At 71.5% G+C, this 22,643-nt stretch carries 19 protein-coding genes; 10 read left to right on the top strand and 9 right to left on the bottom strand.

The window, feature by feature from the left end:
* Positions 1 to 27 precede the first annotated feature (27 nt).
* Entirely contained in the window at positions 28 to 3,927 is a 3,900-nt protein-coding gene (locus tag ACYVF6_RS13710; protein ID WP_460520934.1) for a S8 family serine peptidase, read from the bottom strand.
* Positions 3,928 to 4,060: 133 nt separating this feature from the next.
* Here ACYVF6_RS13710 and ACYVF6_RS13705 point away from each other — a divergent pair, with 133 nt between their 5' ends.
* Positions 4,061 to 4,570 carry a cupin domain-containing protein gene (locus ACYVF6_RS13705; protein WP_460520932.1) on the top strand — a complete coding sequence of 170 codons (510 nt, stop codon included), beginning with the start codon at positions 4,061 to 4,063 and terminating at the stop codon, positions 4,568 to 4,570.
* Here the strand turns inward: ACYVF6_RS13705 and ACYVF6_RS13700 are convergent.
* Positions 4,567 to 4,836, bottom strand: a complete 270-nt coding sequence (locus ACYVF6_RS13700; protein ID WP_460520930.1) for a hypothetical protein — start codon at positions 4,834 to 4,836, stop codon at positions 4,567 to 4,569. The two genes, ACYVF6_RS13705 and ACYVF6_RS13700, sit on opposite strands and share 4 nt — an antisense overlap.
* 110 nt (positions 4,837 to 4,946) lie before the next feature.
* On the opposite strand from ACYVF6_RS13700, the gene ACYVF6_RS13695 reads away from it, so the two are divergent.
* From ACYVF6_RS13695 to ACYVF6_RS13680, 4 genes are all read left to right on the top strand, one after another.
* On the top strand, positions 4,947 to 5,351 hold the full coding sequence (locus tag ACYVF6_RS13695) for a PPOX class F420-dependent oxidoreductase (RefSeq protein WP_460520928.1): 405 nt from the start codon (positions 4,947 to 4,949) through the stop codon (positions 5,349 to 5,351).
* A complete protein-coding gene (locus ACYVF6_RS13690) occupies positions 5,308 to 6,075 on the top strand; it encodes an alpha/beta fold hydrolase (RefSeq protein WP_460520926.1) in 768 nt (255 codons plus the stop codon). Before ACYVF6_RS13695 ends, ACYVF6_RS13690 begins: the two co-directional genes overlap by 44 nt.
* Entirely contained in the window at positions 6,072 to 7,445 is a 1,374-nt protein-coding gene (locus ACYVF6_RS13685) for a hypothetical protein (RefSeq protein WP_460520924.1), read from the top strand. The genes ACYVF6_RS13690 and ACYVF6_RS13685 overlap by 4 nt, the downstream gene beginning before the upstream one ends.
* A gap of 85 nt (positions 7,446 to 7,530) precedes the next feature.
* The gene (locus tag ACYVF6_RS13680) at positions 7,531 to 8,553 is read left to right on the top strand and encodes a CobW family GTP-binding protein (protein WP_460520922.1); all 1,023 of its coding nucleotides are present in this window, start codon (positions 7,531 to 7,533) and stop codon (positions 8,551 to 8,553) included.
* A 3-nt stretch (positions 8,554 to 8,556) separates the two neighbouring features.
* Here ACYVF6_RS13680 and ACYVF6_RS13675 read toward each other — a convergent pair whose 3' ends face one another.
* Together ACYVF6_RS13675 and ACYVF6_RS13670 are read right to left on the bottom strand one after the other, a co-directional pair.
* The gene (locus tag ACYVF6_RS13675) at positions 8,557 to 9,072 is read right to left on the bottom strand and encodes a nitroreductase family protein (protein ID WP_460520920.1); all 516 of its coding nucleotides are present in this window, start codon (positions 9,070 to 9,072) and stop codon (positions 8,557 to 8,559) included.
* 38 nt (positions 9,073 to 9,110) lie between these two features.
* Positions 9,111 to 9,680 (bottom strand): TetR/AcrR family transcriptional regulator, encoded by a 570-nt coding sequence (locus tag ACYVF6_RS13670; protein ID WP_460520918.1) that lies wholly within the window; start codon positions 9,678 to 9,680, stop codon positions 9,111 to 9,113.
* 37 nt (positions 9,681 to 9,717) lie between these two features.
* Between ACYVF6_RS13670 and ACYVF6_RS13665 the strand changes: the two genes are divergently transcribed.
* Positions 9,718 to 10,188 carry a PNPOx family protein gene (locus ACYVF6_RS13665; RefSeq protein WP_460520916.1) on the top strand — a complete coding sequence of 157 codons (471 nt, stop codon included), beginning with the start codon at positions 9,718 to 9,720 and terminating at the stop codon, positions 10,186 to 10,188.
* A gap of 4 nt (positions 10,189 to 10,192) precedes the next feature.
* Positions 10,193 to 11,071 carry a serine hydrolase domain-containing protein gene (locus ACYVF6_RS13660; RefSeq protein WP_460520914.1) on the top strand — a complete coding sequence of 293 codons (879 nt, stop codon included), beginning with the start codon at positions 10,193 to 10,195 and terminating at the stop codon, positions 11,069 to 11,071.
* On the opposite strand, the gene ACYVF6_RS13655 is transcribed toward ACYVF6_RS13660, so the two are convergent.
* From ACYVF6_RS13655 to ACYVF6_RS13640, 4 genes are all read right to left on the bottom strand, one after another.
* A complete protein-coding gene (locus ACYVF6_RS13655; RefSeq protein WP_460520912.1) occupies positions 11,068 to 12,498 on the bottom strand; it encodes a serine hydrolase domain-containing protein in 1,431 nt (476 codons plus the stop codon). The genes ACYVF6_RS13660 and ACYVF6_RS13655 overlap by 4 nt on opposite strands.
* 71 nt (positions 12,499 to 12,569) lie before the next feature.
* Entirely contained in the window at positions 12,570 to 13,613 is a 1,044-nt protein-coding gene (locus ACYVF6_RS13650; protein WP_460520910.1) for an NAD(P)/FAD-dependent oxidoreductase, read from the bottom strand.
* Positions 13,606 to 14,121 carry an isoprenylcysteine carboxyl methyltransferase family protein gene (locus ACYVF6_RS13645; protein ID WP_460520908.1) on the bottom strand — a complete coding sequence of 172 codons (516 nt, stop codon included), beginning with the start codon at positions 14,119 to 14,121 and terminating at the stop codon, positions 13,606 to 13,608. The genes ACYVF6_RS13650 and ACYVF6_RS13645 overlap by 8 nt, the downstream gene beginning before the upstream one ends.
* A 3-nt stretch (positions 14,122 to 14,124) precedes the next feature.
* Entirely contained in the window at positions 14,125 to 15,183 is a 1,059-nt protein-coding gene (locus tag ACYVF6_RS13640; RefSeq protein WP_460520906.1) for a type III polyketide synthase, read from the bottom strand.
* A gap of 20 nt (positions 15,184 to 15,203) precedes the next feature.
* Here ACYVF6_RS13640 and ACYVF6_RS13635 point away from each other — a divergent pair, with 20 nt between their 5' ends.
* The 3 genes from ACYVF6_RS13635 to ACYVF6_RS13625 all read left to right on the top strand — a co-directional run bounded on the left by ACYVF6_RS13635 (position 15,204) and on the right by ACYVF6_RS13625 (position 19,441).
* Positions 15,204 to 16,031: a UbiA prenyltransferase family protein gene (locus ACYVF6_RS13635; protein ID WP_460520904.1), complete on the top strand. Its 828-nt coding sequence runs from the start codon at positions 15,204 to 15,206 to the stop codon at positions 16,029 to 16,031.
* 388 nt (positions 16,032 to 16,419) lie between these two features.
* A complete protein-coding gene (locus ACYVF6_RS13630; RefSeq protein WP_460520902.1) occupies positions 16,420 to 18,834 on the top strand; it encodes a PEP-utilizing enzyme in 2,415 nt (804 codons plus the stop codon).
* Between the two features lie 10 nt (positions 18,835 to 18,844).
* A complete protein-coding gene (locus tag ACYVF6_RS13625) occupies positions 18,845 to 19,441 on the top strand; it encodes a TetR/AcrR family transcriptional regulator (RefSeq protein ID WP_460520900.1) in 597 nt (198 codons plus the stop codon).
* A 16-nt stretch (positions 19,442 to 19,457) separates the two neighbouring features.
* Here the strand turns inward: ACYVF6_RS13625 and ACYVF6_RS13620 are convergent, their stop codons facing one another.
* On the bottom strand, positions 19,458 to 22,604 hold the full coding sequence (locus ACYVF6_RS13620; protein WP_460520898.1) for an amidohydrolase family protein: 3,147 nt from the start codon (positions 22,602 to 22,604) through the stop codon (positions 19,458 to 19,460).
* Positions 22,605 to 22,643 lie beyond the last annotated feature (39 nt).

The following is a 22,643-nucleotide window of genomic DNA, read 5'->3' as shown; positions in this document are numbered from 1 at the left end:
GCCACGTTCCTCGCGCGCGGCGACCTGCTACTCGAGCGCGTAGGCCCGCGTCACCGTCTGGGTCAGGCTGCCGCCGGCGGTGTCGGACGCAGTGAAGCGCAGCGACACGTAGCCGTTGGTCTGCGGGAGCGCCGGATGCTCGACCGTCGCGCGGTAGCGTCCGCCGCCCAGGGCCGACAGGCCGGCGTCCTGCCAGGTGGCGCCGTCGTCGACCGAGAACTGGAGCCGGGCCGCGGTCACCGCCGGGCGTTCCGGCGCCGCGCCGTGCACGGCCGCGGTCAGGTCGAAGCCGACAGCCTGCCCGGCAGGTGCCCGGTTCAGCAGGTCGAGCGGTACGTCGTACCGGACCTGCAGCGCCGGCTGGAACGCGCACGACGTCCCGAAGCTGCAGGCGAACCCGTCCGGTGACCCGTTCCGTGACTCGTCCGGAGCCTGGGAGCCGAAGCTCCACTCCGTGCTGACCTGGCTGGACAGCAGGCGGACGCTGTTGAGCTCCGGTGGCACGTCCCTGGCCGCGACCCGGTAGTCCGCCGCGGCAGGCGACGAGACCAGGAACGAACGTGGATCGCTGTCCTGCAAGCGGACTTCCGCGTCGTCCTCGAACAGCTCCACGGTGCCGAGCGCCGGGCTCAGGTCGGCGAAGTGCCGCGGGTCGGAGTCCAGCCACTGGTCGGCCGGTACGAACCGGTCGCCGTCCCGGCACAGCGAGCAGGCCGGTACGACCGGGCCCGCGGCCCGGGTCGAAGCCGCCGGCACGTCGGCGGCTCCGGGCAGCAGCGGCGCCTTGAACCAGTGCTCGGCCGGCTGCGTCCCGGCGGTCGCGAACCGCTGGTAGGACAGCATCGGCAGCCGCGAGCCCTGCCTGACCTCGCGCAGCCAGGTCACGTCGGCGCGTACTGGGCCGACCAGGTGCGTCGTCGTCACCGGTCCGGTGAACGCTCGCTGGGGTTGCCCGTTCCAGATCTCCGGGCGGATGGGCGGGCTGTCGGCGTGCAGTCCGACCCAGCGCTCGCGAACCGGCACGCCGGCTTTGTCGGCGTGGTACGAGATCGGAGCGCGCGCCAGCGACCCGGCCGCGACCGAAGGTGGCGACGCCGGCGCCGAGCCATGCTCGAAGAACAGGTGGTAGACCGACGGTGGCTCCGCACTGCCTTGCAGCGTGAGCGACAGCGGTCCGCCGGCGAGCTGCGCACGCAGCCGCGCGCCCTCGGCCTGGCTCAGCCCGAGCCGGATCGTGGCCGCGCTGCCGATCGGGTGGGCGATCGCGCCGGCCAGATCGAAGTAGTACAGCAGCCCGGCGGCTCCGGCCGCCTCGGCGTTGGTGATCGCCTGGCCCAGCTGGTTGTAGTACGCCTGCTCCCAGCGGTGCGGCGTGCCCTCGGGCGGCGGCCGCAGCGCGACCAGCGCGAACCTCCCGGTGGCGTCGATCCCGTCGAAGTCGGACGCCTCGCCCTGCCCGGCGAACACCAGGGGATAGGTCCGCGTGCTCGTGACCAGCCGGCGCACCGACGCGCTGTCGTACGCCGGGTTCAAGCCGAGCCCGCCGGACGTACTGACCGTGCGCAGTGCTCTCTGCTCGAGCGTCCACTGGTGCTCGATCCGCAGCCGGCCCTGCCGGACGCCGGGGGACCGGCTGACGTACACGTCGGCGATCTCGTTGCCACCGGCGATGTGCGGCGAGCGGAAGAACGGACTCTCCGCCGCCCCAGGCAGGAGATGCTGCACGGTCGTCACCGAGTTCGTGAAGTCGGTCGGCTCGGGTGCCGCCGGACGCAGCGGCGCCGTGTCGCGCCCGTCCAGCGTGATCCGCGTGTCGGTGGTGACGGCCAGGTCGAAGCGGTACAAGGCGTTGTAGCGGCGCGCGTCGAAGCCGACCTCGTCGCCGAACGCGAACACGTCGTAGGTGCCCGGCTGCACCGTCGCGTCGATCGCGCCTTGCTCGTCGGTCGAGGTGACGTAGACCTCCTGCGCGAACGGGTCCCGCGGGTCGGCGTCGAAGTCGGTCTGCTGCAAGATCGTGGTGACGAGCGGGAGCGGTGCGCCGTGCCCGCCGAGCACCTCGACGTGTACGCCGGCCGTCCGGCCCGCGTACAGGCCGATCGGGATCGACAGGGTGGCGTCGCCGCCGGCCGTGAGGTGACCGCCGTAGACAGTCCGGTCGAGCCCGGACGGATCCAGCGTGACCCGCACGGTCGCCTTGCCGTGCGCGGGTACGGCGAGCTGGGCGGGCTCGAGCCGGATCGCTGCCGCAGGGGCGGCGCCGCCGTCGAGCCGGCGCAGGTCGCTGCGCATGGTCAGGTCGACGGCAGTCGCACGGTCGTTGGTGAGCGTGACCTCCCTGGTGATCGCGCCGTCGCCGGGCGGGACCTCGCCGAAGTCGACCGCGGCCGGGCCATGGACGTTCTGTGCGACGGCTCGGGCGACGTCCAGCCGGCCGGCACCCGCCTCGAACGTGCTGGCGTCCAGCGGTCGCGCGGTGGACACCAGGACGTCCTTCAGCTGTTGAGCTGTCCAGTCCGGATGCTGCTGCGCGAGGATCGCGGCCGCTCCCGCGACGTGCGGCGTGGCCATCGAGGTGCCGGACGCCCTGGTGTAGAACTCGCCGACCGGCTCCGGGCCGTCGGTGCCGGCCGCGCGGGCAGCGATGATGCCAACGCCGGGCGCCACGAGGTTCGGCTTGACCGCGCCATCGCCGTAGCGCGGCCCGCGGCCGGAGAACTCCGCGATGGACGTGCCGGTCACCTTGTCGACCGCACCGACGGTGAGCGCGGCATCGGCGGCACCCGGCGTGCTGACGCTGGCTTCCTCGCCGTTGTTGCCGGCGGCGACGACGAACAGCGTTCCGTACTGCTCGCTTAGCTCGTTCAGCGCCGCCGACGCGGGATCGGTGCCGTCGGTCACCGGACCGCCGAGACTCAGGTTGACGACGTCGGCGCCCTGCCGTGCGGCCCACTCCATGCCGGCGATGACGCTCGACATCGATCCGTTGCCACTGTCGTCGAGCACCTTGCCGGCGAGTAGCGTCGCGGCCGGGGCGACGCCCTTGTACTTGCCGTCGGACGCTGCGGCACTGCCGGCGATCGTCGAGGCGACGTGAGTGCCGTGGCCGAAGTGGTCCGCATAGCCCGGCTCACCGTCGACGAAGCTCTGCCCGGCCGCGACCTTGCCCGTGAGATCGGGATGCGTGGTGTCGATGCCGCTGTCCAGGATCGCGACAGTGGTGCCCTTGCCGTCGAGGCCGAGCGCCCATGCCTGTGAAGCGCCGACCAGCGGGACGCTCTGGTCGAGGCTCGCACGCATCCTGCGGTCGAGCCAGACCTTGCGTACGCCGGCCGTGAGCGGGTCGCCTCGGCGCTCGGGGCGCAGGCCCGCCCAGAACCGCTTCGCGGCGCCGCGTTCGAGATCGAGGGCGGTGGCGTTCAGGCTGCGCAGCGTGCGAGCGGTCCGGCCGGCGGGCAACGCCCGCGCGGAGCCGGCGTGGTCGACGATCACCGGGAGCGCGGCCGCGTCGTCGGCGTACCCGTCCTCGATCAGCGCCTCGACGTCGAACAGCGAACGGTCGAGCGCGCCGGAGGTGACGTAGGGAACGGCGTCGGACGGCAGCACCAGGAAGCCGTCGCGCAGCGGCACATCCTGGAACGTGACCTGTTCATGGCGCGGGCGGGCCGCCGGCGTGACCGAGTAGGAGGGCTTGCCGGTGGTGTCGCGTTCGAAGTGCACGACGTCGCCGGTGATCAGCGTGACCGTGTGCGCACCGGCATCGCCGGGCTGCGGTGACGCCCAGGTCAGTGCTGGGGGAGATGGTGGAGGCGGTGGTTCGGCCGACCCGTCCGGCGCCACGACCGTGCCGAGGACGAGGGCGATCCCGCCGAGGAGGGCGCCGAGGAGAGTCTTGGTGCGAGTCTGGCTGCCTGCGGAGGTAACCATGGACGTCTGGATCCTCTCGTTGAGAGCGCTCCCAGCCGTTGCACTGCCGTCAGGCTACCGCAGACATAGCTGCCGAACGTGATCCGGCGATGGCCCAATGTGGCCGTGGCCCCGATGGTCCACTATCGAGAGCATGACCTTCCACGACGGCTCGCGAGTTCCCGTCCCGCCGGCGATCCTGCCGCCCCAGCTCCAGCAGGCGGTCTGGTTCATGGGCGCTCTGGTCCGGATCCGGGCGGGAGGAGACGCCACCGGCGGGCAGCTGGCGATCCTCGAGCATCGCTGTGAACGTGGGTTCAGCACACCACTGCACCGGCACGACGCCGAGGAGACGTTCTTCGTCCTCGACGGCGAGCTGCGGATTGAGGTCGACGGCCACGCGCAGGCCGCCGGTGCGGGCGCGGTCGCCTTCCTGCCCAGGAAGCTCCCGCACGGGTTCGTGGTGACCAGCCCGGAGGCCCATTACCTCACGCTGCACACCCCGGCCGGCTTCGACCGGTTCACGCTCGAGGTCGGCACGCCTGCCGCGAACGACGAGGCCGGGCGGCCGGACGACCTGTCTGCCGGCCCGAGTCCGGCCGAGCTGGCCCGGATCGCGGCCGCGCACGGCATCGAGATCCTGGGCCCGCCGCTCACCGTCTAGACGTTCGCCAGCCCGACGATCAGCACGGCCAGCGTCGCGTCGAGCACGAAGCAGAACTCCGCCATCGAGTGCGCGACGACCCGGTTGGTCCGGAACAGCCAGCCGTCGAGGCTCGCGTGGAGGAGCAGCCCGAGCGCGACGAGATACGCGCCGATCGTCGGGCTGATCAGCAGCCCGATCGCCGCGAGGCCGCCGACGACGAGCGGCGCGACCGTCTGCAGCGGCAGGCCCCAGGGCGGCTGGACGTCGTCGTCGACCAGCCGCATCGCCGTGATGACGACGATCGAGCCGACCTGTCAGTCTCCCGCGGTCGCCGCTGGTCGTAGGTGAGGCCGGGCCAAATCGGGGCATAGAAGGTCGAGGAGGTGACCGTGAGATGGCAAGCGAGACGACGGTCGTACCCAAGGACCGTGAGGAGATTCTGGTCAAGCGCGCCTTCGGACACGTCGCGACGATCGGACCGGAGGGCGAGCCGCAGTCGAACCCGGTCTGGATCGACTGGGACGGCGAGTTCCTGAAGTTCAGCCAGACGACGGATCGTCAGAAGTACCGCAACCTGCGGCGCGACAGCCGCGTCGCCGTTTCGGTGCACGATCCCGACGAGCCGCATCGCTACGTCGAGCTCCGGGGCCGCGTGGACCGGATCGAGGACGATCCGGACCACACGTTCATCGACAAGATGGCCAAGAAGTACATCGATCAGGACGAATATCCTTGGTCGCAGCCGGGTGAGCACCGTGTCGTCGTCTTCGTCCGACCCGACCACGCGACCAAGCAGTAGCCGCGGCGCCGGCCCTCGGCCGGGCATGCGGCTGGCCTGGACGACCAAGGGCAGCGGTCCCGACGTCGTCCTGGTGCCGGGTATGGCCGTGTCGCGCTACCTCGCCGCCACGCAGGACCTCCTGGCCGAGCACGCGACCGTCCACCTGCTCGAGCTTCCGGGCACGGGCCGTGCAGTAGACCCGCCGAAGACCTACGGCCTGCTGGAGGACGTTGCCGAGGTCGCGGGCTGGACGGCTCGCCGGCTGCCGCGAGGCGCGCTGTTCGTCGGGCACTCGTACGGCTCGCAGGTCGTGCCGCGGCTCGCGGTCGCCGCGCCGGGGCTGGTCCACGGCATGGTGCTGGCCAGCCCGACGGTCGACCCCGCGTACCGCGGCATGGTGCGGTTGCTGGCCCGCTGGCTGATCGACACGTCGCGCGAGCCGCCTGGGCTGGCGAAGTTCCAGCGACCGGAGCAGCGGCGCGCGGGCTGGCGGCGGATGCTGCGCATGGTGCGCACCATGCTCGACGACGACCCGGCGGTGTGGCTGGAGCGAGCCGACGTGCCGGTGACGGTCGTACGCGGGCGGCGCGATGCGATGTGTACGCCGGAGTGGGCCGCGTGGCTGGCGGAGTTCACGGGCGGACGGCTCGTTGAGGTGCCGGGGGCGCCGCACGCGTTCCCGTTCCAGCAACCGGAGGCGCTCGCGGAGGCCACGCTCGGCGCGTTGGAGGGTGCGACATGAGGCACAGCGGCGTGACGTACGGACTGTCGGACGACGTGCCGCCGGAGCGTGCGGTGGCGTCGTTCGACTCGGCGTCGGCGATGTTGCGGGCGACGGCGAACGCACTGCGAGGGAAGGACTTCCCGCACGTCGGCCAGAGTGGGCTGCGCGCCGAGCCGGTGCGGGCGAGCTGGGTGCTGCCGGCCGGACTGCGGAGGCAGGCGTACTCCCTGATCGGCGCGGCCGAGGGCCTGCGGCCAGGGCAGCTCGGTGACGTCGACCTGGAGGCGGTCGCCCGCTGGGTCGTGAACCACTACGACAGCAAGCCGTATCCCGGTGTCGTGATCGGATCGTCGAACGGCGCCCTGACACACCTGTGCGCCGCGACCGGCATGCCGTGGCTGCCGCAGACGATCCTGATCCCCGTGCGCTGGAGCGACAACGACCCCGGCAACCCGGCGGCGGCGCTGGAGTTCGGGCGTTCGGTGGCCGGGCCGCTGCTGGAGCGCAACCCCGGCGTCGTCCTCCACCACATGCACGACGGCAACCAGGACGAGCTGATGGTGGCGCGGATGGCCTACTTCCGGCTCAAGTGGTGGACGCTGCCTGCCGCGTACCGCGAGTTCCTCGACAACTGCCTGGCGCCGGACGCGCCGATCGTCGTCCTGGACGACCTGTCGACCTGGCCGGTGACGCGGGTGGGGGAGCGGCACGTCTTCCAGTCGGGCGCGCAGGGTGGGCTGACGCCGGCCGACTATCTGAGCGCCTCGACGTCGCCGGCCGCGGACGCGGTGGCGTCGGAGGCGGAGTGGGGGTTCGACACCCGGTTGGGCGACGCACTCGGCGAGTACGCCTCGCAGGCCGGGCGCACCATCGACCGGATCATCGTGCCGTCGCCGCAGCGGCTCGCCGACCCGGTGGCCGACCTGATGCGCGACGAGATCCGCGCCGCCGGCGGCAGCGGCGACCGGCTGCTGGTCGAGTCGTTCGTGATGGTGGATCCGGTGCAGGCCTTCCGTACAGGATCGGTGCCGTACTGGACGTTCTTTGGCGTGGAGTCCGCGCGCGAGGCGGTGCTGCGGCACGTCGAGACCGCCCGCCAGCGCGGCGACCCGTACCGCGACGTCGACGTGCTGGTCTTCCCGCACGGCGTGGCGTCGAAGGGGATCGCGCGGCCGGAGGCGTGGGCGGAGCTGTCAGCGTACATCGACGGCCGGGTGCGGCTGCTCGCCGGCACGCGTGAGCGCTGGCCGATGCACTTCGACGCGCTCGCGCGCTACGGGCCGGCGCTGCGCAGCCTGCCGACCGGCGTCCGCCAACCGCGGCGGCCTGGTGCGCTCGGGGTCAAGGAAGCCTTGCATTTGATGGACGTCTACGCCGCCGAGGGCTAGACACGACGGGTCGCGGCGCGACGCGCGGTCGTGGGCTTAATGAAAATGATTGCCAAGTAGGCATGGGTCGCGTACCTTTGAAGGTATGGACCAACCGCTGCCGCTAACGCTGCTCGTATCCATCGATGAGGTGCTGCGGCAGGCGGCCGCCTCGGTGCTGCTCTGCGACGAGCCGAGCTCCGTCGTCGTGCGGCACGATGTCGATCCGGCGACAGGAGCCTTGCACAGAAGGGTTTACGACGTTGGCGGCATCGTCGAGGACACGGTCGTCTCGCTCGACCATCCCTGCCTGACCTGCGCGTTGCGCGAGGACATCGTGCCGACGCTCGCCCGGCTGGCGCGGCTTCGCCGCTGGACGAGGCTGGTGCTCGCGCTGCCCGTCGCCGCCGAGCCGGCGCCGGTGCTCGAGGTGCTCCGCACCGCTGTCGTGGCCGGGCGGCCGCTGCGGGAGGTGGTGGCCGAAGGCAGCGTCGTCTCCGTCGTCGACTTGTCAACGGTGGTGGACGATCTGTTCGGCGACGACCTGTTGGCCGAACGCGGGCTCGCGCTCGCCGCGGCCGACCGCCGCGCGGTGGGCGAGGCGCTGGCCCGGCAGCTCGAGCACGCCGACACGGTCGCCTGCCGTCCTGACGTGGCGCCCGATTCCGCGGCGGCGACGCTGGTGTGGCACCTGGCTCCCGACGCCGCGACGCTCACCGACCTCTACTCCACGCAGGGCCTCGACGTCACCAACGACCTGCGCGTCTGGACCGCCGTGCTGGAGTCGTGGCGTCCGCTGCATCCCGCTCGTCTGCAGGACCGCCTGGCCGACCTGGCCACGGGACGCTTCCGGGGCACCGGCCGCTTCTGGTTGCCGGGACGCCCGAGCGCCATCTGCGCCTGGGACGGCGTGGGCGGTCAGCTCAGCATCGGGACGGTCGGCCGCTGGAGCGAGAAGCCCGTGACGCGCCTGACGTTCACCGGCATCGACGACGACCTCACCCGGCTGCGCGCGGTGTTCGGCGACGTCCTGATGACCGACTCCGAGCTGGCCCGCGGCCTGGCCGCCTGGGCCGGCCGCGACGACGGCTTCTCACCCTGGCTCGGCGAGATCGACCAGGCTGCCTAGGGGTCACCAGCGGCCGCGGTGCACCACGTCGTCGAAGGGGCGGCGGCTGGGGTTGCGGATCGGCGTGAGCGGGCGGTCGGACGGGTAGCCGAGCGCCATGAGGTACGCGCAGAACCGGTCGGCCGGCAGGCCGAGCAGCTCGCGGGCGAGGTCCTGGTCGCCGACCGAGGAGTGTCCGGTGCCGATGCCGAGGTCGGCGGCCGCCAGCATCATGGTCATCGTGGCCTGGCCGAAGTCGTACTGGATCGTGTCGCGTTCGAGCTCTGAGCCGGGCGCGCGGGCCACCAGTGCGATCGTGGCCGCGGACTGGGCGACATGGGAGCCGTACAGCCACACCTTCGCCAGCTGCCGCAGCTGCTCGCGGTCGGTCACCACCACGAAGTCCCACGGCTGCCAGTTGCGCGACGAAGGCGCGCGCCGGCCGGCCTCGAGGATGCGGTCGAGGTGCTCGTCGGAAATCGGCTGATCTGTGTACGCACGGACGTTTCGGCGCGCGCGGATGGCGTCCCAGGTCTCCATGCCGGTCACCGTACCCCGCCGGCCCGGTGGGGACGTGCTCAGCCGGACCGCAGGCCGCGCACGGTGAGGTCGGCGAGCTGGCGCAACCGCTTGCGTACGACCCTGGGGGACGGGTCGCACTCGATGCCGCCGGCGGCGGCGAGCACGAGCCGGGCGGCGTCGCCGGCGGAAAGCTGCGTGCCGAGCAGGTCGAGCTCGTCGCCCACGTCGTCGAAGAGGCGGCGCAGGACCGTGGTGAGTCGCTGCTGGAACGAGTCGATCAGCTCAGCGGTGAGCGTCTCGGCCTCGGCGATCAGCTCGGCCCGGAACTCTTCCTGGGTGGAGCCGACGAGCAACTGGTGCTTCGCGACCAGGACGCCGTAGAGGCGGTCGGCCGCTCCCTCGCCGGGCTGCTGCGCTGCGGCGGCCTCGGCCTGCGCGAGCGCGTCGTCGAACAGGCGGATCGCGACCGCGCGGAAGATCTCGTCCTTGCCGCCGAAGTGCTGGTAGACCGCCGGCCGCGACATGCCGGCCACCTGGGCGATGCTCTCCATCGACGTCCGGCGGTATCCGTAGCGGCCGAAGCACCTCAGCGCCGCGTCCAGGACCTGATCTCGTCTGCTTGACACTCTGACAGTCTAGAGCAATAGTGTCAGCATGTCAGCTGTGGAGACGTATCGGCCGCCCAGGCAGCACACCCCGCCCCCTCGGTGGTTGACCCGGATGGTCGGCTGGTTGCTGCGGTCGCGGTGGCACGCCTTCCTCGGGCTCAGCAACGAGACGACCGTGCTGAACGTACGCGGTCGCAAGTCGGGCAGGGTCTACTCCGTGCCCGTCACGTACTACCAGGAGCCGGGAGCGGTGTTCGTGACCACGACGGCCGGCTGGTCGAAGAACCTCGCCGGCGGCGCCGACCTCACACTGTGGCTGCGCGGCCGGCTCGTGCCGGCCAGGGCCGACCTCGTCTCCGACCCGCCGGTGCTCGCCCGCGCGATCGAGCACTGGATCCGCCTCCGGCCCGCGCTGTACGCCGATCTCTTCCAGATCCGCCTGAACGGTCGCGAACCGTTGCCGGAGGACGTCGAGGCAGCCGCCGCGGGTCCGCGTGGCCTGATCCGGATCGCCGTGCCACGCTGACCGGATGAACGCCGGCTGGAATCCGCTCGTAGCCCAGGCCCGAACCAACCAGACGGCGGCGCTCGCGGTTGCGACAGGCGGCGGTGCCGTCCTCGAGTGGTACGACGACAACGGCATGCGGGCGATCGAGTGCATGTCGGTGACGAAGTTCGTCGTTGCGATGGCGCTTGGACTGGCCCTGTCCGCCGATGATCTCCGTGCACCGCTGCGCAGATGGATCGACGAGTGGGCGCACGACGTCCGCGGCGACCTGACGTTGACGCAGGTGCTCACGCACCGGACTGGGCTCGCGGTCGGCTCGCCGGCGACGGTCTACCAGGCCGCTTCCGTACGTTCGCTGGTGTTGGCGAGCGAGCCGGCGACCGAGCCGGGCCGGTTCGCGTACAACAACGTCGCGTTCCACCTCGCGGGGATCGTGGCCGAACGGGCCGGCGGCCGGACGGTGGACGAGCTCGCGGGCGATGGCCTGTTCGCGCCGCTCGACGTGCGGGACTGGTCGTGGCAACGCGACCCGGAGGGCTTTCCGCTCTGCATGTCCGGGCTCTGCCTGCGCGCAGCCGACCTGGCCCGGCTCGGATCCCTCCACCTGAACCACGGACGCTGCGGCAGCCGGCTCCTGCTGCCGCCGTGGTGGCTTGCCGCCCAGCCACCCGGCCGGGGCGAGCTGGGCCTGGGCTGCTTCGCCCAGTTCACCCGGCCCGGCGATCCGCGGAGCCGGATCGGCTTCGGCCACGACGGCTACCTGGGCCAGTGGATCTCCGTTCAACCGGCCGCCGGTGTCGTGGCCGTACGCATGCGGACGGTCGACGTACCGGATCCGGCGTACGGCTGGGCCACGTTCCCGACCGACGTCGACGCAGTCGTCGGGCCTCGGATCGTCTAGGCGACGTCCGGGCGGGTCATGAGCGGCGACCGCAGGTGCAACTCGAGGCTGGGGCCGGTCAGGGGCGGGACGTTCCAGGTCGCCTCCGCTGTACCCGTGTCGGCGTCGAGCGTGAGCCGGACTCGGTGCGGGGTGGTGATGACGTACAGGTCGGCGACGAACGTGTTGCCCTGCCAGGCACCCGTCGCGACGAGGGGGCGGCCGAGCGGTGAGCTTTCGCGCCACTCGCCGTGGCCGACCTCGACCTTGAGGGCCGACCCGAGTCGCAGCAGCCATCCGCGATCCGCGGGATCGACGACCACTTCGGTTTCGTCTGGCAGGGCAGAACTCTCGGCGGAGGCGTCGATTCTCGCCGTCGCGGAACGGGAAGGGGCCGCCGAGCCCGTCACCGGCGCGAGTGACAGCCCCTCAAGCCGGGCGGCGAGGATCTCGTCGTCCCGGGCGCTCCCCGCGTCGTCCAGGCCGGGGAGCAGGCAGTCCCAGAAGGCGCCGGGCAGCGCGTCTTCCTGCTGGATGGCGCCGGTCACGGCCACCACGAGATCGTGCGACGGGACGACCACGCAGTACTGGCCGTAGGAGCCATGACCGTGGTATCCGTGCCGCGACATCCAGAACTGGTAGCCGTACCCCGACAGAAAGTCGGGGTTTCGCGACCAGCCCGGAAGAGGCAGGGTCTCGACGTGCCGTCTGGTCGCGAGCTCCAGCCAATCGCGCGGGACGAGCTGGCGGTCGCCCCAACGGCCGCCGCGCAGCAACAGTTCACCGAAGGCGGCGACGGCCTCGGTCGTGAGGTGCAGCCCGTGGAATCCGAAGGCGGCGCCGCTCGCCACCCGGTCCCATTCGGCGCCCTCGATGCCCATCGGCTCGAAGAGGCGCTCGTCGAGCAGTTCGGGGAGGCCGCGGCCCGTGACCCGTTCCACCATCCGGGCCAGGATGTAGGTGGTCGAGTTGTCGTAGACGTGCCGGGTTCCCTCGGCTTGGTGAAACGGCAGGCGGAGGAAACCCTTCACCAGGTCGCCGGGCTCCAGTTGCCAGGCATCGGCGAGGCTGTCCTCACGGTGTCCGGCCGTCATCGACAGCAGATGGTGAACGGTGATGCGGCGTCCCTGCTCGGAGACACCGGCCGGAACGCGCTCGGGCAACACATCGACCACCCGATCGTCCAGCGAGAGCAGCCCGTCGCCGATCGCGAGCCCGACGGCGACCGAGGTGAACGACTTGGTCAGCGAGTAGAGCAGGTGCGGGCGTTCGGCCGAATAGGGCGCCCACCAGCCTTCGGCGACGACGTGCCCGTGCTGCACGATCATGAGGGAGTGGCACTCGACGGACTGCTCTTCGAGCCGGTCCAGCAGCGCGGCAACCGCCCGCGACGAAACTCTCGATGCAGCCGGCGTCGACCGTGGCAGTAGCGCGCGTTGGGGAGACACCCGGGGATCCTAACCGCCTCATCGGTCGCGGCCACCATCCTTTTTGGCCCGCCCCGTGCGGTCGAACGAGGTCAGGCGAGCTGGTTGACGGCCGCGCGGAAGACGCGGGGAAGCTGGGCGGCCAGGGGAACGATCCGCGGCGCCAGGGCCTTACGGCGACGAGCCCAGAGCAACGAACCGGTCAGCCAGCGGTAGCGGCGGGACAAGCCCCGCCAGGCTCGCTCGTAGTCGTTCGGGCGGTCTCGTGCGACGCAGGCCACCAGGGCCTCGGCGGCGGCGAGGGAGAGGGCGATGCCTTCACCCGTCAACGCGTCGACGTAGCCGGCGGCGTCGCCCACGAGCAGGACGCGGCCGGAGACACGGCGGCGAACGCGTTGGCACAACGGGCCGGCGCCGCGCGCGGACGTGGCGACGGGAGCGCCGGCGAGATGGCTGGAAAGGGACGGAAAGGCCTCGAGTTGTTCGGTGAAGCCCGCCCGCCTGGACGTCAGCACCGCGACGCCAACCAGATCGGGCGAAACCGGCGTCACGTACGCCTCCGAGCCGGCGGCCCAGTGCACCTCCACGTAGTCCGACCACGGCGCGACAGCGAAATGTCTGCGCAGGCCGTACCGGCCGGCCGCTGCCCCAGTCCGAGCCGTGAGCTCGAGCCCCAGCGAACGCCGGATCGGCGAGTGCAGGCCGTCAGCCGCCGCGAGGTAACGCGCGCGCAGGCCCTCAGCCGAGACCGGCCCCGACGCCGACACCGAGGTCGACGTCTGCGTGACCGACGTGACCCGCCCGGCCAGCACCTCGATTCCCAGCGAGTCGACGCGTTCCCGCAACGCCGCGTGCAGCGCCGTCCGCCGGACGCCCATCCCCGCGCCGCCGGCGAAGCCGGCCTCGACCCGATGCGCAGCATCGACGTACGCGATGCCTCTGAACGGCCACCCCTCGACCGGCACACCGAGCGCGCGGAGCCGCGCCACCGCCGTGGGCATCAGGCCTTCGCCACACGCTTTGTCGATCGGCCCCGCTCGCGGCTCCACGACCGCGACGCTGAGGCCGGCGAGCCGGGCGTGCAGCGCCGTCGCCAGCCCGGCGGGACCACCGCCCGCGACCAGGAGGTCAAGCATCGGCGAGTGCGCGCTCCTCGACCCGGATCCGTACGAACAGCAACGGGAAGTTCAGCACCGCGAACCCCAGCGCGGTCATCCACGCCGAGTGCACCAGTGGCAGCGCGACGCCTTCCACGATCACCGCGAGGTAGTTCGGGTGCCGCAGCCAGCGGTACGGCCCCGCGGTCACCAGCGGCAGCCCGGGAACCACGATCACGCGGGTGTTCCAACGCTGCCCGAGCGTCGCGATGCACCACCACCGCAACCCCTGCGCGAGCAGGACGAGCACGAGCATCGGCCACCCCAGAGCCGGCAGGAACCCACGACCGCCCAGCCACACCTCGAGTACGCAGGAGACCAGCAGCCCGGTGTGCAGCGCCACCATGAACGGAAAGTGCGACCGCCCGCTCTCGACGCCGCCACGCGCGAAGCTCCACTCCGCGTTCCGCTTCGAGACCACGAGCTCCGCGAGCCGCTCCAAGCCCACCAGGAACACAAGAACGCTGAACAACACAGCAGAAGTCATCAGTCACCACCGCAGGAGGACGAGCTCGGAACAGAACCCGGGACCGAGTGCCAGCAGTATCCCAGGACTGCCCCGCGGTTGCGGGCGTAACGCCATCGTGTCCCGGAGTACGTGGAGCACCGACGCCGACGACAGGTTGCCGATCTCGGCGAGCGAGCGCCACGTCAACTCCAGTGCGTCCGAAGGAAGCGACAACGTGGACTCCATTGCCCGCAGGACCTTCGGCCCGCCCGGATGGCTGATCCAGGTCGCGACATCGGAGACGGTCAGTCCGTGGTCGGAGAGAAAGGCGCGGACATCCTCGCCAACGTAGCGTTGCACGACCTCGGGCACGTCGGCGCCGAGCACGATCTGGAAGCCGTGCTCATTGACGTCCCAGCCCATCACGCGCTCGGAGTCGGGATAGAGCCGAGCCCGGCTCGCCACCACCGACGGCCCCGGGACGTCCTTGCCACGTTCGGATCCGAGCGCGACCACCGCGGCGGCTCCGTCACCGAACAGCCCACTGGCGACGAGGTTGGCCACGGACCGATCACCGCGCTGCATCGTCAGCGAGCACAGCTCGACCGACAGCAGCACGGCGACGTGGGTCGGCCAGGCCAGCAGGTAATCATGCATCCGCGCGATCCCGGCCGCGCCACCGACACAGCCGAGTCCGAACAGGGGAAGGCGTTTGACGTCCTCCCGGAACCCGAGCCGGGCGGCGATCCGCGCGTCGATCGACGGAGTTGCCACGCCGGTGACGGTCGTGAAGAGCACCAGATCGACGTCGGCCGGCGTGAGCCCGGCCGTCCGCAACGCCCCCGAAACCGCTTCCGCCCCCAGATCGATGGCGGATGCGATGAACGCGTCGTTGGCAGCACCGAAGTCGGCCAGATCGGAGTATTTCTCCAACGGGAGTGCGGTGTAACGCGTGCGGACCTGCGCGCTGGAATGGAAGCGTTCGAGCATGCGACGCGCCGTGCCGTCGGCCGCGCACAGCGCCGCGAACGCCTCCGTGAGATCGCGTTGCTCGTAGCGATACGGTGGAAGCGCACCGTGGACTGCAGCGATCCGCGTCACCTTAAGGCATGGTACGTGTCGTGACTGGTTTTTCCGAACGCGCGATCGGCTTGCTGAAGGGCTGCCATCCCGCACCCGCGTTCGCGGTGACCGCGTTGCTGACCGTGCTGGCGATCGCCTGGGGCCGTGGCGCTGCCGGCTCGGCGCTGGTGTTCGCGACGGTCCTGACCGGCCAGTTGTCGATCGGCTGGAGCAACGACCTGATCGACGCGGGCCGCGATCGCGCGGCCGGCCGTCAGGAGAAGCCGGTCGTTGCCGGAACGGTGAGCACGCGGACGCTCGGCATCGCGGCCGGAGTGGTGCTCCTCCTGTGTGTGCCGTTCTCGTTCCTGAACGGGCTGCTGGCCGGCATCGCTCATCTCGTCACCGTGGCCGCGGGCTGGGCCTACAACCTCGGCCTGAAGTCGACGGTCCTGTCCTGGCTGCCGTACGTCGTCGCGTTCGGGCTGCTGCCGGCGGTCGTGACGCTCGGCCTGCCGGCGCCCGCATGGCCGCTCTGGTGGGTGATGGCGGCCGGCGCGCTGCTCGGCGTCGGCGCGCACGTGGCCAACGTCGTACCCGACATCGAGGCCGATCTGGAGCTGGGCATCCGCGGCTGGCCGCAACGGCTCGGCACGCACGCGCGATGGGTCGCGCCGGTGCCGCTGGCCGTGGCAGCTGTCCTGCTGGTCGTCGCGCCGGATGGCCCGGTGCCCCTGATCGCCTGGCTCGGCTTCGCGGGGATCGCGGCACTGCTCGTCGTGGTCGCGTTCGTGCCCGGCCGGTACGCCCGCGGCCGGGCGCCGTTCCTGCTGACGCTGGCGATCGCCGCCCTGGACGTCGGGCTGCTGGTCGTCCGGATGCCCTAGACGATCTATTCCGGGGGGTCGCCGGTCAAGCGCGCGGCGGATGGCGCCGCGCTGGGAAGGCGGAGGAGGAGCCAGGAGGGGCCTCCGGCGATCGACGACAACGCAGCCGGCGTGGATGCCAGGCGTCGCGCGTCAGGCGACCCCTTGGAATAGATCGTCTAGGTCGCGGGCATGGTGACGAACCGCGAGTTGTACCCGCGCGCGTCCTCGCCCTCGGCGAGGAGATGAGGGAGTCCGGGCGAACTCTCTCGGAATACCTGCGCGCGCTCTGGGCGATTGGTGGACTTTGCATGACCGGCCGGTGAACGATACGCTCCCCATTAGAGTACGCAACGTTCACTAAAGAGCCGGCGCGGCGCAGCCTCAGGTGTGCGCCCGAGGAGCTGCGATGACGTTTGTAGAACCGCTGGAGGCCTTCGGCAGGGACGGCCTCGCCCTCGCCGGCGGCAAGGGCGCCAATCTCGGGGAGCTGGTACGCGCGGGTTTTCCCGTTCCCGGCGGTTTCGTGGTTACGACCGAGGCCTACGCGAAAGTCGTCGGCTCGTGTCCCGCGAGCAGCGACGGAGCCACGACCCGCGCCGCCGTCGAAGCGATCGAGCTGCCTGACCAGCTTGCCGAGTCGATCCATCGGGCGTACGCCGGTCTGGGCGGCGGAGCGGTCGCCGTCCGGTCCAGCGCCACCGCGGAGGACCTGCCGGGAGCCGCGTTCGCCGGCCAGCAGGACACCTATCTCAACGTCGTAGGCGAGGACGAACTGGTCGATGCCGTCCGCCGTTGCTGGGCTTCGTTGTGGACCGACCGGGCGATCGCCTACCGGGGCAGGCTCGGCATCGACTCCGCGGAGGTGACCATCGCCGTCGTGGTGCAGCGCATGGTCGACGCCGAGTTCGCGGGTGTGCTGCTCACGGCCAACCCGGTGACGGGAGAGCGCCAGGAGATCGTGGTCGACGCCAGCAGCGGGCTCGGCGAGGCAGTGGTGTCCGGGCTCGTGACACCGGACCACTACGTCCTGGACGCCCGGGGCAACGTGCGCGAATGGGCGGCCGGGCGGCGTGAGGTGGTCGTCCGAAGCGCTGCCGGAGGTGGCGTCACGCACGAGAACGGGAACGCCGACGACGCGACGCGGTTGCCGGCCGAAGCGCTGAAGGAGCTTGCAGGACTGGGATCCCGGGTCGCGGAACACTTCGGCAGGGCACAGGACATCGAGTGGGCGTACGCCTCCGGCCACGTGCTGCTGCTGCAGGCGCGCCCGATGACCGCGCTCCCGCCACCGCCGGTCCGGCTGAACCGCCTGCAGCGCAGGCTCGGCTCCGTCCTGCTGGAGTACCTGCCCGTCCGTCCCTACCCGATGGACATGTCGACCTGGATCCCGAACGGCCCGGCGGGTCTGATGGCCGACATGGTGGCGGAGTACGGCATCAAGCAGGCGTTCGACGACTTCCTGCGGGAGACCGACGGTGTGGTCGACCGGCTCGTGCCGAGCTCACCGCGTCCGACGCCCAGGGTGCTGAGCGCGCCGTTCCGGCTGGTTTCTCGGGCGCGGCGATACGACCCGGCCCGCTGGACGGACGATCCGCGCTTCACCGACAACCTCCGGCGCATCGACGAACTGAAGGTGCGGGACCTGGCGGCGCTGTCGTGGGCAGAACTGCTCCGCGTTCCATCGCTCACGTTCGAGCTCGTCCGGCCGGTCACGGACCTTCGGACCGACTACCTGCCGCGGGCCGGCCTGGCGCTGGTGCGCCTGGCGGTGCTGCTCAAGCTGCTCGGCAGGCCGGAGCTGCGCGGCCACCTGATCGCGGGTGCGCGAACACGTACCGAAGACACCAACCAGGCCTTGGAAGCACTCGCCCGCGACGTCCGTTCGGACCCCGCGCTGCGTGCGGCGGTCGACGAACTGGATCTGCGCCGGCTGGAGGAGTTCGGCGGCTTCCACCAGAAGTTCGAGGCGTTCCTCGAGGAGTACGGTCACCGCGAGACCGCGACGCCGTTGCTGGTTTCGCCACCGACCCTGGGTGAGTCGCCGGAAACCGTTCTGGGCTTGGTGAAAGTGCTCGCCGGCAGCTCGAAGGAGAGCACGAGCAGGGCTCGGGAAGCGATGCGGGAGCTGATGGCGCTGCCGAGGTTGCGAAACCCGAAGCGACGCGAACGCGTGCGCCGCTGGGTCGAGGCGGCGCAGGCGGGCATGGCGTTCCGGGAGGACAGCCACTTCTACTTCACCAAGCCGTTGCCGATCCTGCGGAAGGCGTTGCTGGAGATGGGCCGCCGCCTGTGCGACGCGGGGATTTTCGAGCGGCCGGAGGACGTCTTCCACCTGCGCCTGGAGGAGCTCCAGCAGGTCGGCGACCCGGCGACGCTCGACGAATCTGTCAAGGAACACGTGCGGGAGCTCGTCCTGGCCCGGGCCGCCAAGCGCGAGGAGCTGACCGGCGTCCGCCTGATCGATCCGGCGGCGATCTATCCGCCGAAGGACCACGGCGACGCCCTCGTGTCCGGAATGCCGGCCAGTGCGGGACGGGTGACCGGACCGGTGAAGGTGATCCGTTCCCCGGAGGACTTCGGCAAGCTGGACAGCGGTGACGTACTCGTCTGCCCGTACACCAATCCGTCGTGGACACCGCTCTTCCAGCGCGCGATCGCCGTCGTCGTCGACTCCGGCGCGACCGCCTCCCACGCGGCGATCGTCGCCCGCGAGTACGGCATCCCCGCGATCATGGGCACCGCGACCGGCACCACCGTGCTGACCGACGGCCGGCGCGTGACGGTCGACGGCGGCACGGGCCGCGTCACCGCGGCTTCGTAGGATCGCGCCCATGGCGATCGACCACCGCAAGCTCCCGCGCCGCCGGGGAGATGCCCTCAACGAGGCCATCCTCACGGCGGCGCTGGAAGAGCTGGCGGAGGTCGGGTACGCCAGGCTGACGATGGAGGGCGTCGCGGAACGGGCGAAGGCGAGCAAGGCCACGCTCTACCGCCGATGGCAGAGCCGGATGGAGCTCGCCACGGACGCGGTTTACCACTCCCTGCCCGACCCGGCGTCGACCCCGGACACCGGCTCGTTCCGCGGCGACCTGCTCGCCCTGCTCCGGCAGACGGCCGACCTGCTGGACGGCCCGGCCGGCGAGGCGTTGCGCGGCCTGCTCGGCGACGCCCTCCAGGACGCCGAGCGCACGGCCGAGCTCCGCGGGCGGTCGCAGGGCCACGGCCGCAAGTCGATGGACGTCGTCGTCGACCGCGCCGTCGCCCGCGGCGAGATCGCCGAAGCGGCCGTGACCCCACGCCGGCTCGAGGTCGGCCAGGCGATGTTGCGGCAGCAGTTCTACTTCAAGGGCACGCCCATCCCCGACACCACGATCGCCGAGATCGTCGACGAAGTTCTCGTCCCTCTCTTCACGACCGCGCCGAGCTAGTCGACGCAGCACCGAGCTAGTCGACGCAGCAGGAGTGCGCGGCCTCGTGCACGAACTCCGGCGTGTGCCACCAGTACGACCGCTGGGACGGATGCTCCGGCGTGCTCAGCGGCGCGGCCGCGGCCGACCCACCAGCGGGTGTCGACGGCGTGAGCGTGGTGAGCAGGTCGTCGACGGTGTGGTGCACGCCGTTGAGCACGACCGCTCGGACGGCGGCGGCCGCCTCGATCCGCGCCAGCGGGTCGCCGTCGACGATCGAGAGGTCGGCCAGCGCCCCCGGTGCGATCCGGCCGAGATCGGGTACGCCGAGGTAGGTCGCCGCCTGGCTGGTGGCGGTCCGCAACGCCTCGGCCGGTGTCGCACCGCCGGACTTGACCATCGCCCGCAGGTTCATGTGCAGGCTCACCGCCACGTTGTCGATCGGCGCGTCGGTGCCGCTCACGATCGTCCCGCCGGCCCGCAGCACTCGGACCGCCGCGCCCGCCCAGCCGCGCAGCATCCGCAGGTTCGCGGTCTGGTCGGTCGAGCCGGCGTCGTCGATCTTCTGCCGCAGCTTCACGAACTCCCACGCGGGATAGAGCGTCCGGATCCGCTCGTCGTCGTAGAACTCCCGGTCGTCGCGGTAGAGCGCGGCCGAGGCGAACAGCGTCGGCGTCCAGGCCATGCCGGACTCCGTGAACAGCGTCGTCACGTCGCCGTAGACCCCGCCCGTACGCGAGACCGTGTGCGAGTAGCCCAGCCGGCTCGTCGCGCCGATGTGTTCCTGCCCGTCGATGCCGAACGACACGGCCGGATGGAGGTAGTGCGAGCTGACCCGGATCCGGTGCCGGTGCGCCCAGCCGATGATCGCGCGCTGAGCGGCGACCGGCAGCCGGACGTAGGTCTTGACCAGGTCGTAGTCGAGCAGCCTGGCCCGTTCGAGCTCGAGCTGGACGTCGGCTCCGGTGTGGGTCGGGCGCATGAAGTTGTAGTAGATCCGGCGGCCGTCGACGGCCTCGCCGGTCGCGACGAAGCGCGGCCCGAGCCTGGCGCCGGAGTCGACCGACTCGCGTTCCTCGACCATGTCGTAGATCGGATCGCCCGGCGAGCGGGTCGTCGTGATGCCGAACGTCAACCAGACCAGGCCCTGCCGCGCGCCGAGGACCCGGCCGCCGAGATGCCGGTGGTTGTGCATGTCGAGCAGGCCGGGCATCACCGTCGCGTCCGAGGCGTCGACCAGCCGCCCGCGGCGGCCGTCCCGATGCGGCTCGACGGCGGTGATGCGGTTGCCGTCGAGCAGGATGTCGACGTTCTCCCGCAGCGTGTCGGACTCGCCGTCCCACATCCGGCCGGCGTGTACGACCGTCCGTCCGCGGGGCGCGGCGCTGCGCCAGCGGAGCTCGACCCGCGGATGGATCCGGGTTCGTCCGGTCAGGGTCGTCGTGCGCAGGCGGCCGCCGACCAGGTAGAGCAGCGAGGCCGAGTCGGCCGACCAGCTGGGCGCGTCGGCCGGATCGGACGTGAGCCGGCGGGCGGCACCGGTGGGCTCGCCCTTGCCGTCGACGGGTTGCGCCCACACGACGCCGGCGAGGACGAACGCGAGCCAACGGCCGTCCGGCGACCACACCGGGCCGTCGACGCCGCGCGTCGACAGTGACTGGTCGCCCTGCTCGGGCAGCACCTCGCGGTAGCGGGTCTCGCCGGTCTCGAGGTCGATGGTCAGGATCTGGCTGGTGCCCTCGCGGAACCGGCGAGAATTGGGCCGCAGCGCGGCGAGCGCGAGGATCCGGCCGTCGGGCGACCAGGTGGGCCGGCCGGGTGCGAACAACGGGCCGAAGACCTTGCGTACGCTGCCGGACTTCGCGTCGGCGACCATGACGTTGCCGTCCTGGTCGAGGCAGGCCAGCTGGGAGGCGTCCGGCGACCAGGCGGGCAGGACGGCCGCGCCGGGAGCGTTGGTGAGCCGGCGATGAGTGCCGGCGGCGAGGTCGTGCAGCCAGAGGTCGGGCTTGCCGGCCTCGTCGGAGACGTACGCGAGCGTGCTGCCGTCGGGTGACCAGGCCGGATCCGTCGTGAAATAGGGGTTGTCGGTCACGCGAGCCGGTGGCCGGCTGCTGCCGAGCGTCGCGATCCACAGGTCGCCCAGCGCGCGGAACGCGACGCGCCGGCCGTCCGGCGCCAGCATTGGTCCGACGATGCCCTTGACCGGGTGCTCGTGGCCGTCGTCGCGGATCGGGCGGACCGGATGGTACGACGGCGTGGAGACGGAAACCCCGGCGGAGAAGGGGATCCGGGCCGCGGCGCCACCGGTCAGCGGGCGGCGCTTGATCGCTCCGTCGGCGGTGTAGACGACCTGGCCGTCGGCGAGGAAGCCGGGACGGAGCGCGAAGACGTCCTCGCCGGGATCGGAGATCGTGGTCGGCTGACCGCCGCTTGCCGGCACTGTGCAGAGCCGGATGTCGCCCGGGCGGAACGACACGTAGACAAGGGTTTCGCCGTCGGGCGCGAACGCGGGCGCGAGCACCAGCTCGCCGGTCTGCGCGGTGACGACCGTCCGGCGGCCGGAGCCCTGCGAGTCGACGACCTCGATCGCGGTGCCGTCGGAGACGAACGCGACTTGCTTTCCATCGGGGGAGATGGCCGGGTGGTACTCGTCCTTGCTGCCGTTGACGAACGGTGAGAGCGTGCGGGTCGTGGCGTCGAGCTGCCAGATGCCGTACGTCGAGCCGTCGCGGTCGGAGGCGACCAGCAGCTTCGCCGGATCGCCAGGCCAGTAGACCGGCTCGCGGTGGTCGTAGCGTCCGGTCGTGAGCTGCGTGGTGCGCGCGGTGGCAAGGTCGGCGTACCAGATCTGGAACCCGCCATCGGCGTACGACTGGAACGCGACCTTGCGGCCGTCAGGGGCGAAGCTCGGCCAGGTGGCGTCGGCGGCCTCGCCGAGCAGGCGGCGGGCGGTGCCTCCGCGGGAGCCGAGCAGCCAGATCGTCGCCTGCAGGTCGATCGCGATCGTCCGGCCGTCCGGCGAGACGGCGGCCAGCAGGTTGGTGCCCTCGGTGACGGTGACCGTGCGGGTGCCGGCCGCCGTCGGCGCAGCCTGCGCGTCGGTCGGAACGGTGAGAGCGGGAGTCAGAGCGAGTGCCGGTGTCGCGCCGAGTAGTTGGCGCCGTGTGGGGCGTAGTCGCATGCTTACGGTCTATCGCTCAACCAGATCGGTGGCAACAGG

Source organism: Flindersiella endophytica (assembly GCF_054779015.1).
This window is presented reverse-complemented; position numbering and strand designations above follow the sequence as displayed.

Bases quoted from the DNA above. Each gene is read 5' to 3' on its own strand.
- ACYVF6_RS13710 (WP_460520934.1), bottom strand. From the start codon at position 3,927: ATGGTTACCTCCGCAGGCAGCCAGACTCGCACCAAGACTCTCCTCGGC.
- ACYVF6_RS13705 (WP_460520932.1), top strand. From the start codon at position 4,061: ATGACCTTCCACGACGGCTCGCGAGTTCCCGTCCCGCCGGCGATCCTG.
- ACYVF6_RS13700 (WP_460520930.1), bottom strand. From the start codon at position 4,836: ATGCGGCTGGTCGACGACGACGTCCAGCCGCCCTGGGGCCTGCCGCTG.
- ACYVF6_RS13695 (WP_460520928.1), top strand. From the start codon at position 4,947: ATGGCAAGCGAGACGACGGTCGTACCCAAGGACCGTGAGGAGATTCTG.
- ACYVF6_RS13685 (WP_460520924.1), top strand. From the start codon at position 6,072: ATGAGGCACAGCGGCGTGACGTACGGACTGTCGGACGACGTGCCGCCG.
- ACYVF6_RS13680 (WP_460520922.1), top strand. From the start codon at position 7,531: ATGGACCAACCGCTGCCGCTAACGCTGCTCGTATCCATCGATGAGGTG.
- ACYVF6_RS13675 (WP_460520920.1), bottom strand. From the start codon at position 9,072: ATGGAGACCTGGGACGCCATCCGCGCGCGCCGAAACGTCCGTGCGTAC.
- ACYVF6_RS13660 (WP_460520914.1), top strand. From the start codon at position 10,193: ATGAACGCCGGCTGGAATCCGCTCGTAGCCCAGGCCCGAACCAACCAG.
- ACYVF6_RS13650 (WP_460520910.1), bottom strand. From the start codon at position 13,613: ATGCTTGACCTCCTGGTCGCGGGCGGTGGTCCCGCCGGGCTGGCGACG.
- ACYVF6_RS13645 (WP_460520908.1), bottom strand. From the start codon at position 14,121: ATGACTTCTGCTGTGTTGTTCAGCGTTCTTGTGTTCCTGGTGGGCTTG.
- ACYVF6_RS13630 (WP_460520902.1), top strand. From the start codon at position 16,420: ATGACGTTTGTAGAACCGCTGGAGGCCTTCGGCAGGGACGGCCTCGCC.
- ACYVF6_RS13625 (WP_460520900.1), top strand. From the start codon at position 18,845: ATGGCGATCGACCACCGCAAGCTCCCGCGCCGCCGGGGAGATGCCCTC.
- ACYVF6_RS13620 (WP_460520898.1), bottom strand. From the start codon at position 22,604: ATGCGACTACGCCCCACACGGCGCCAACTACTCGGCGCGACACCGGCA.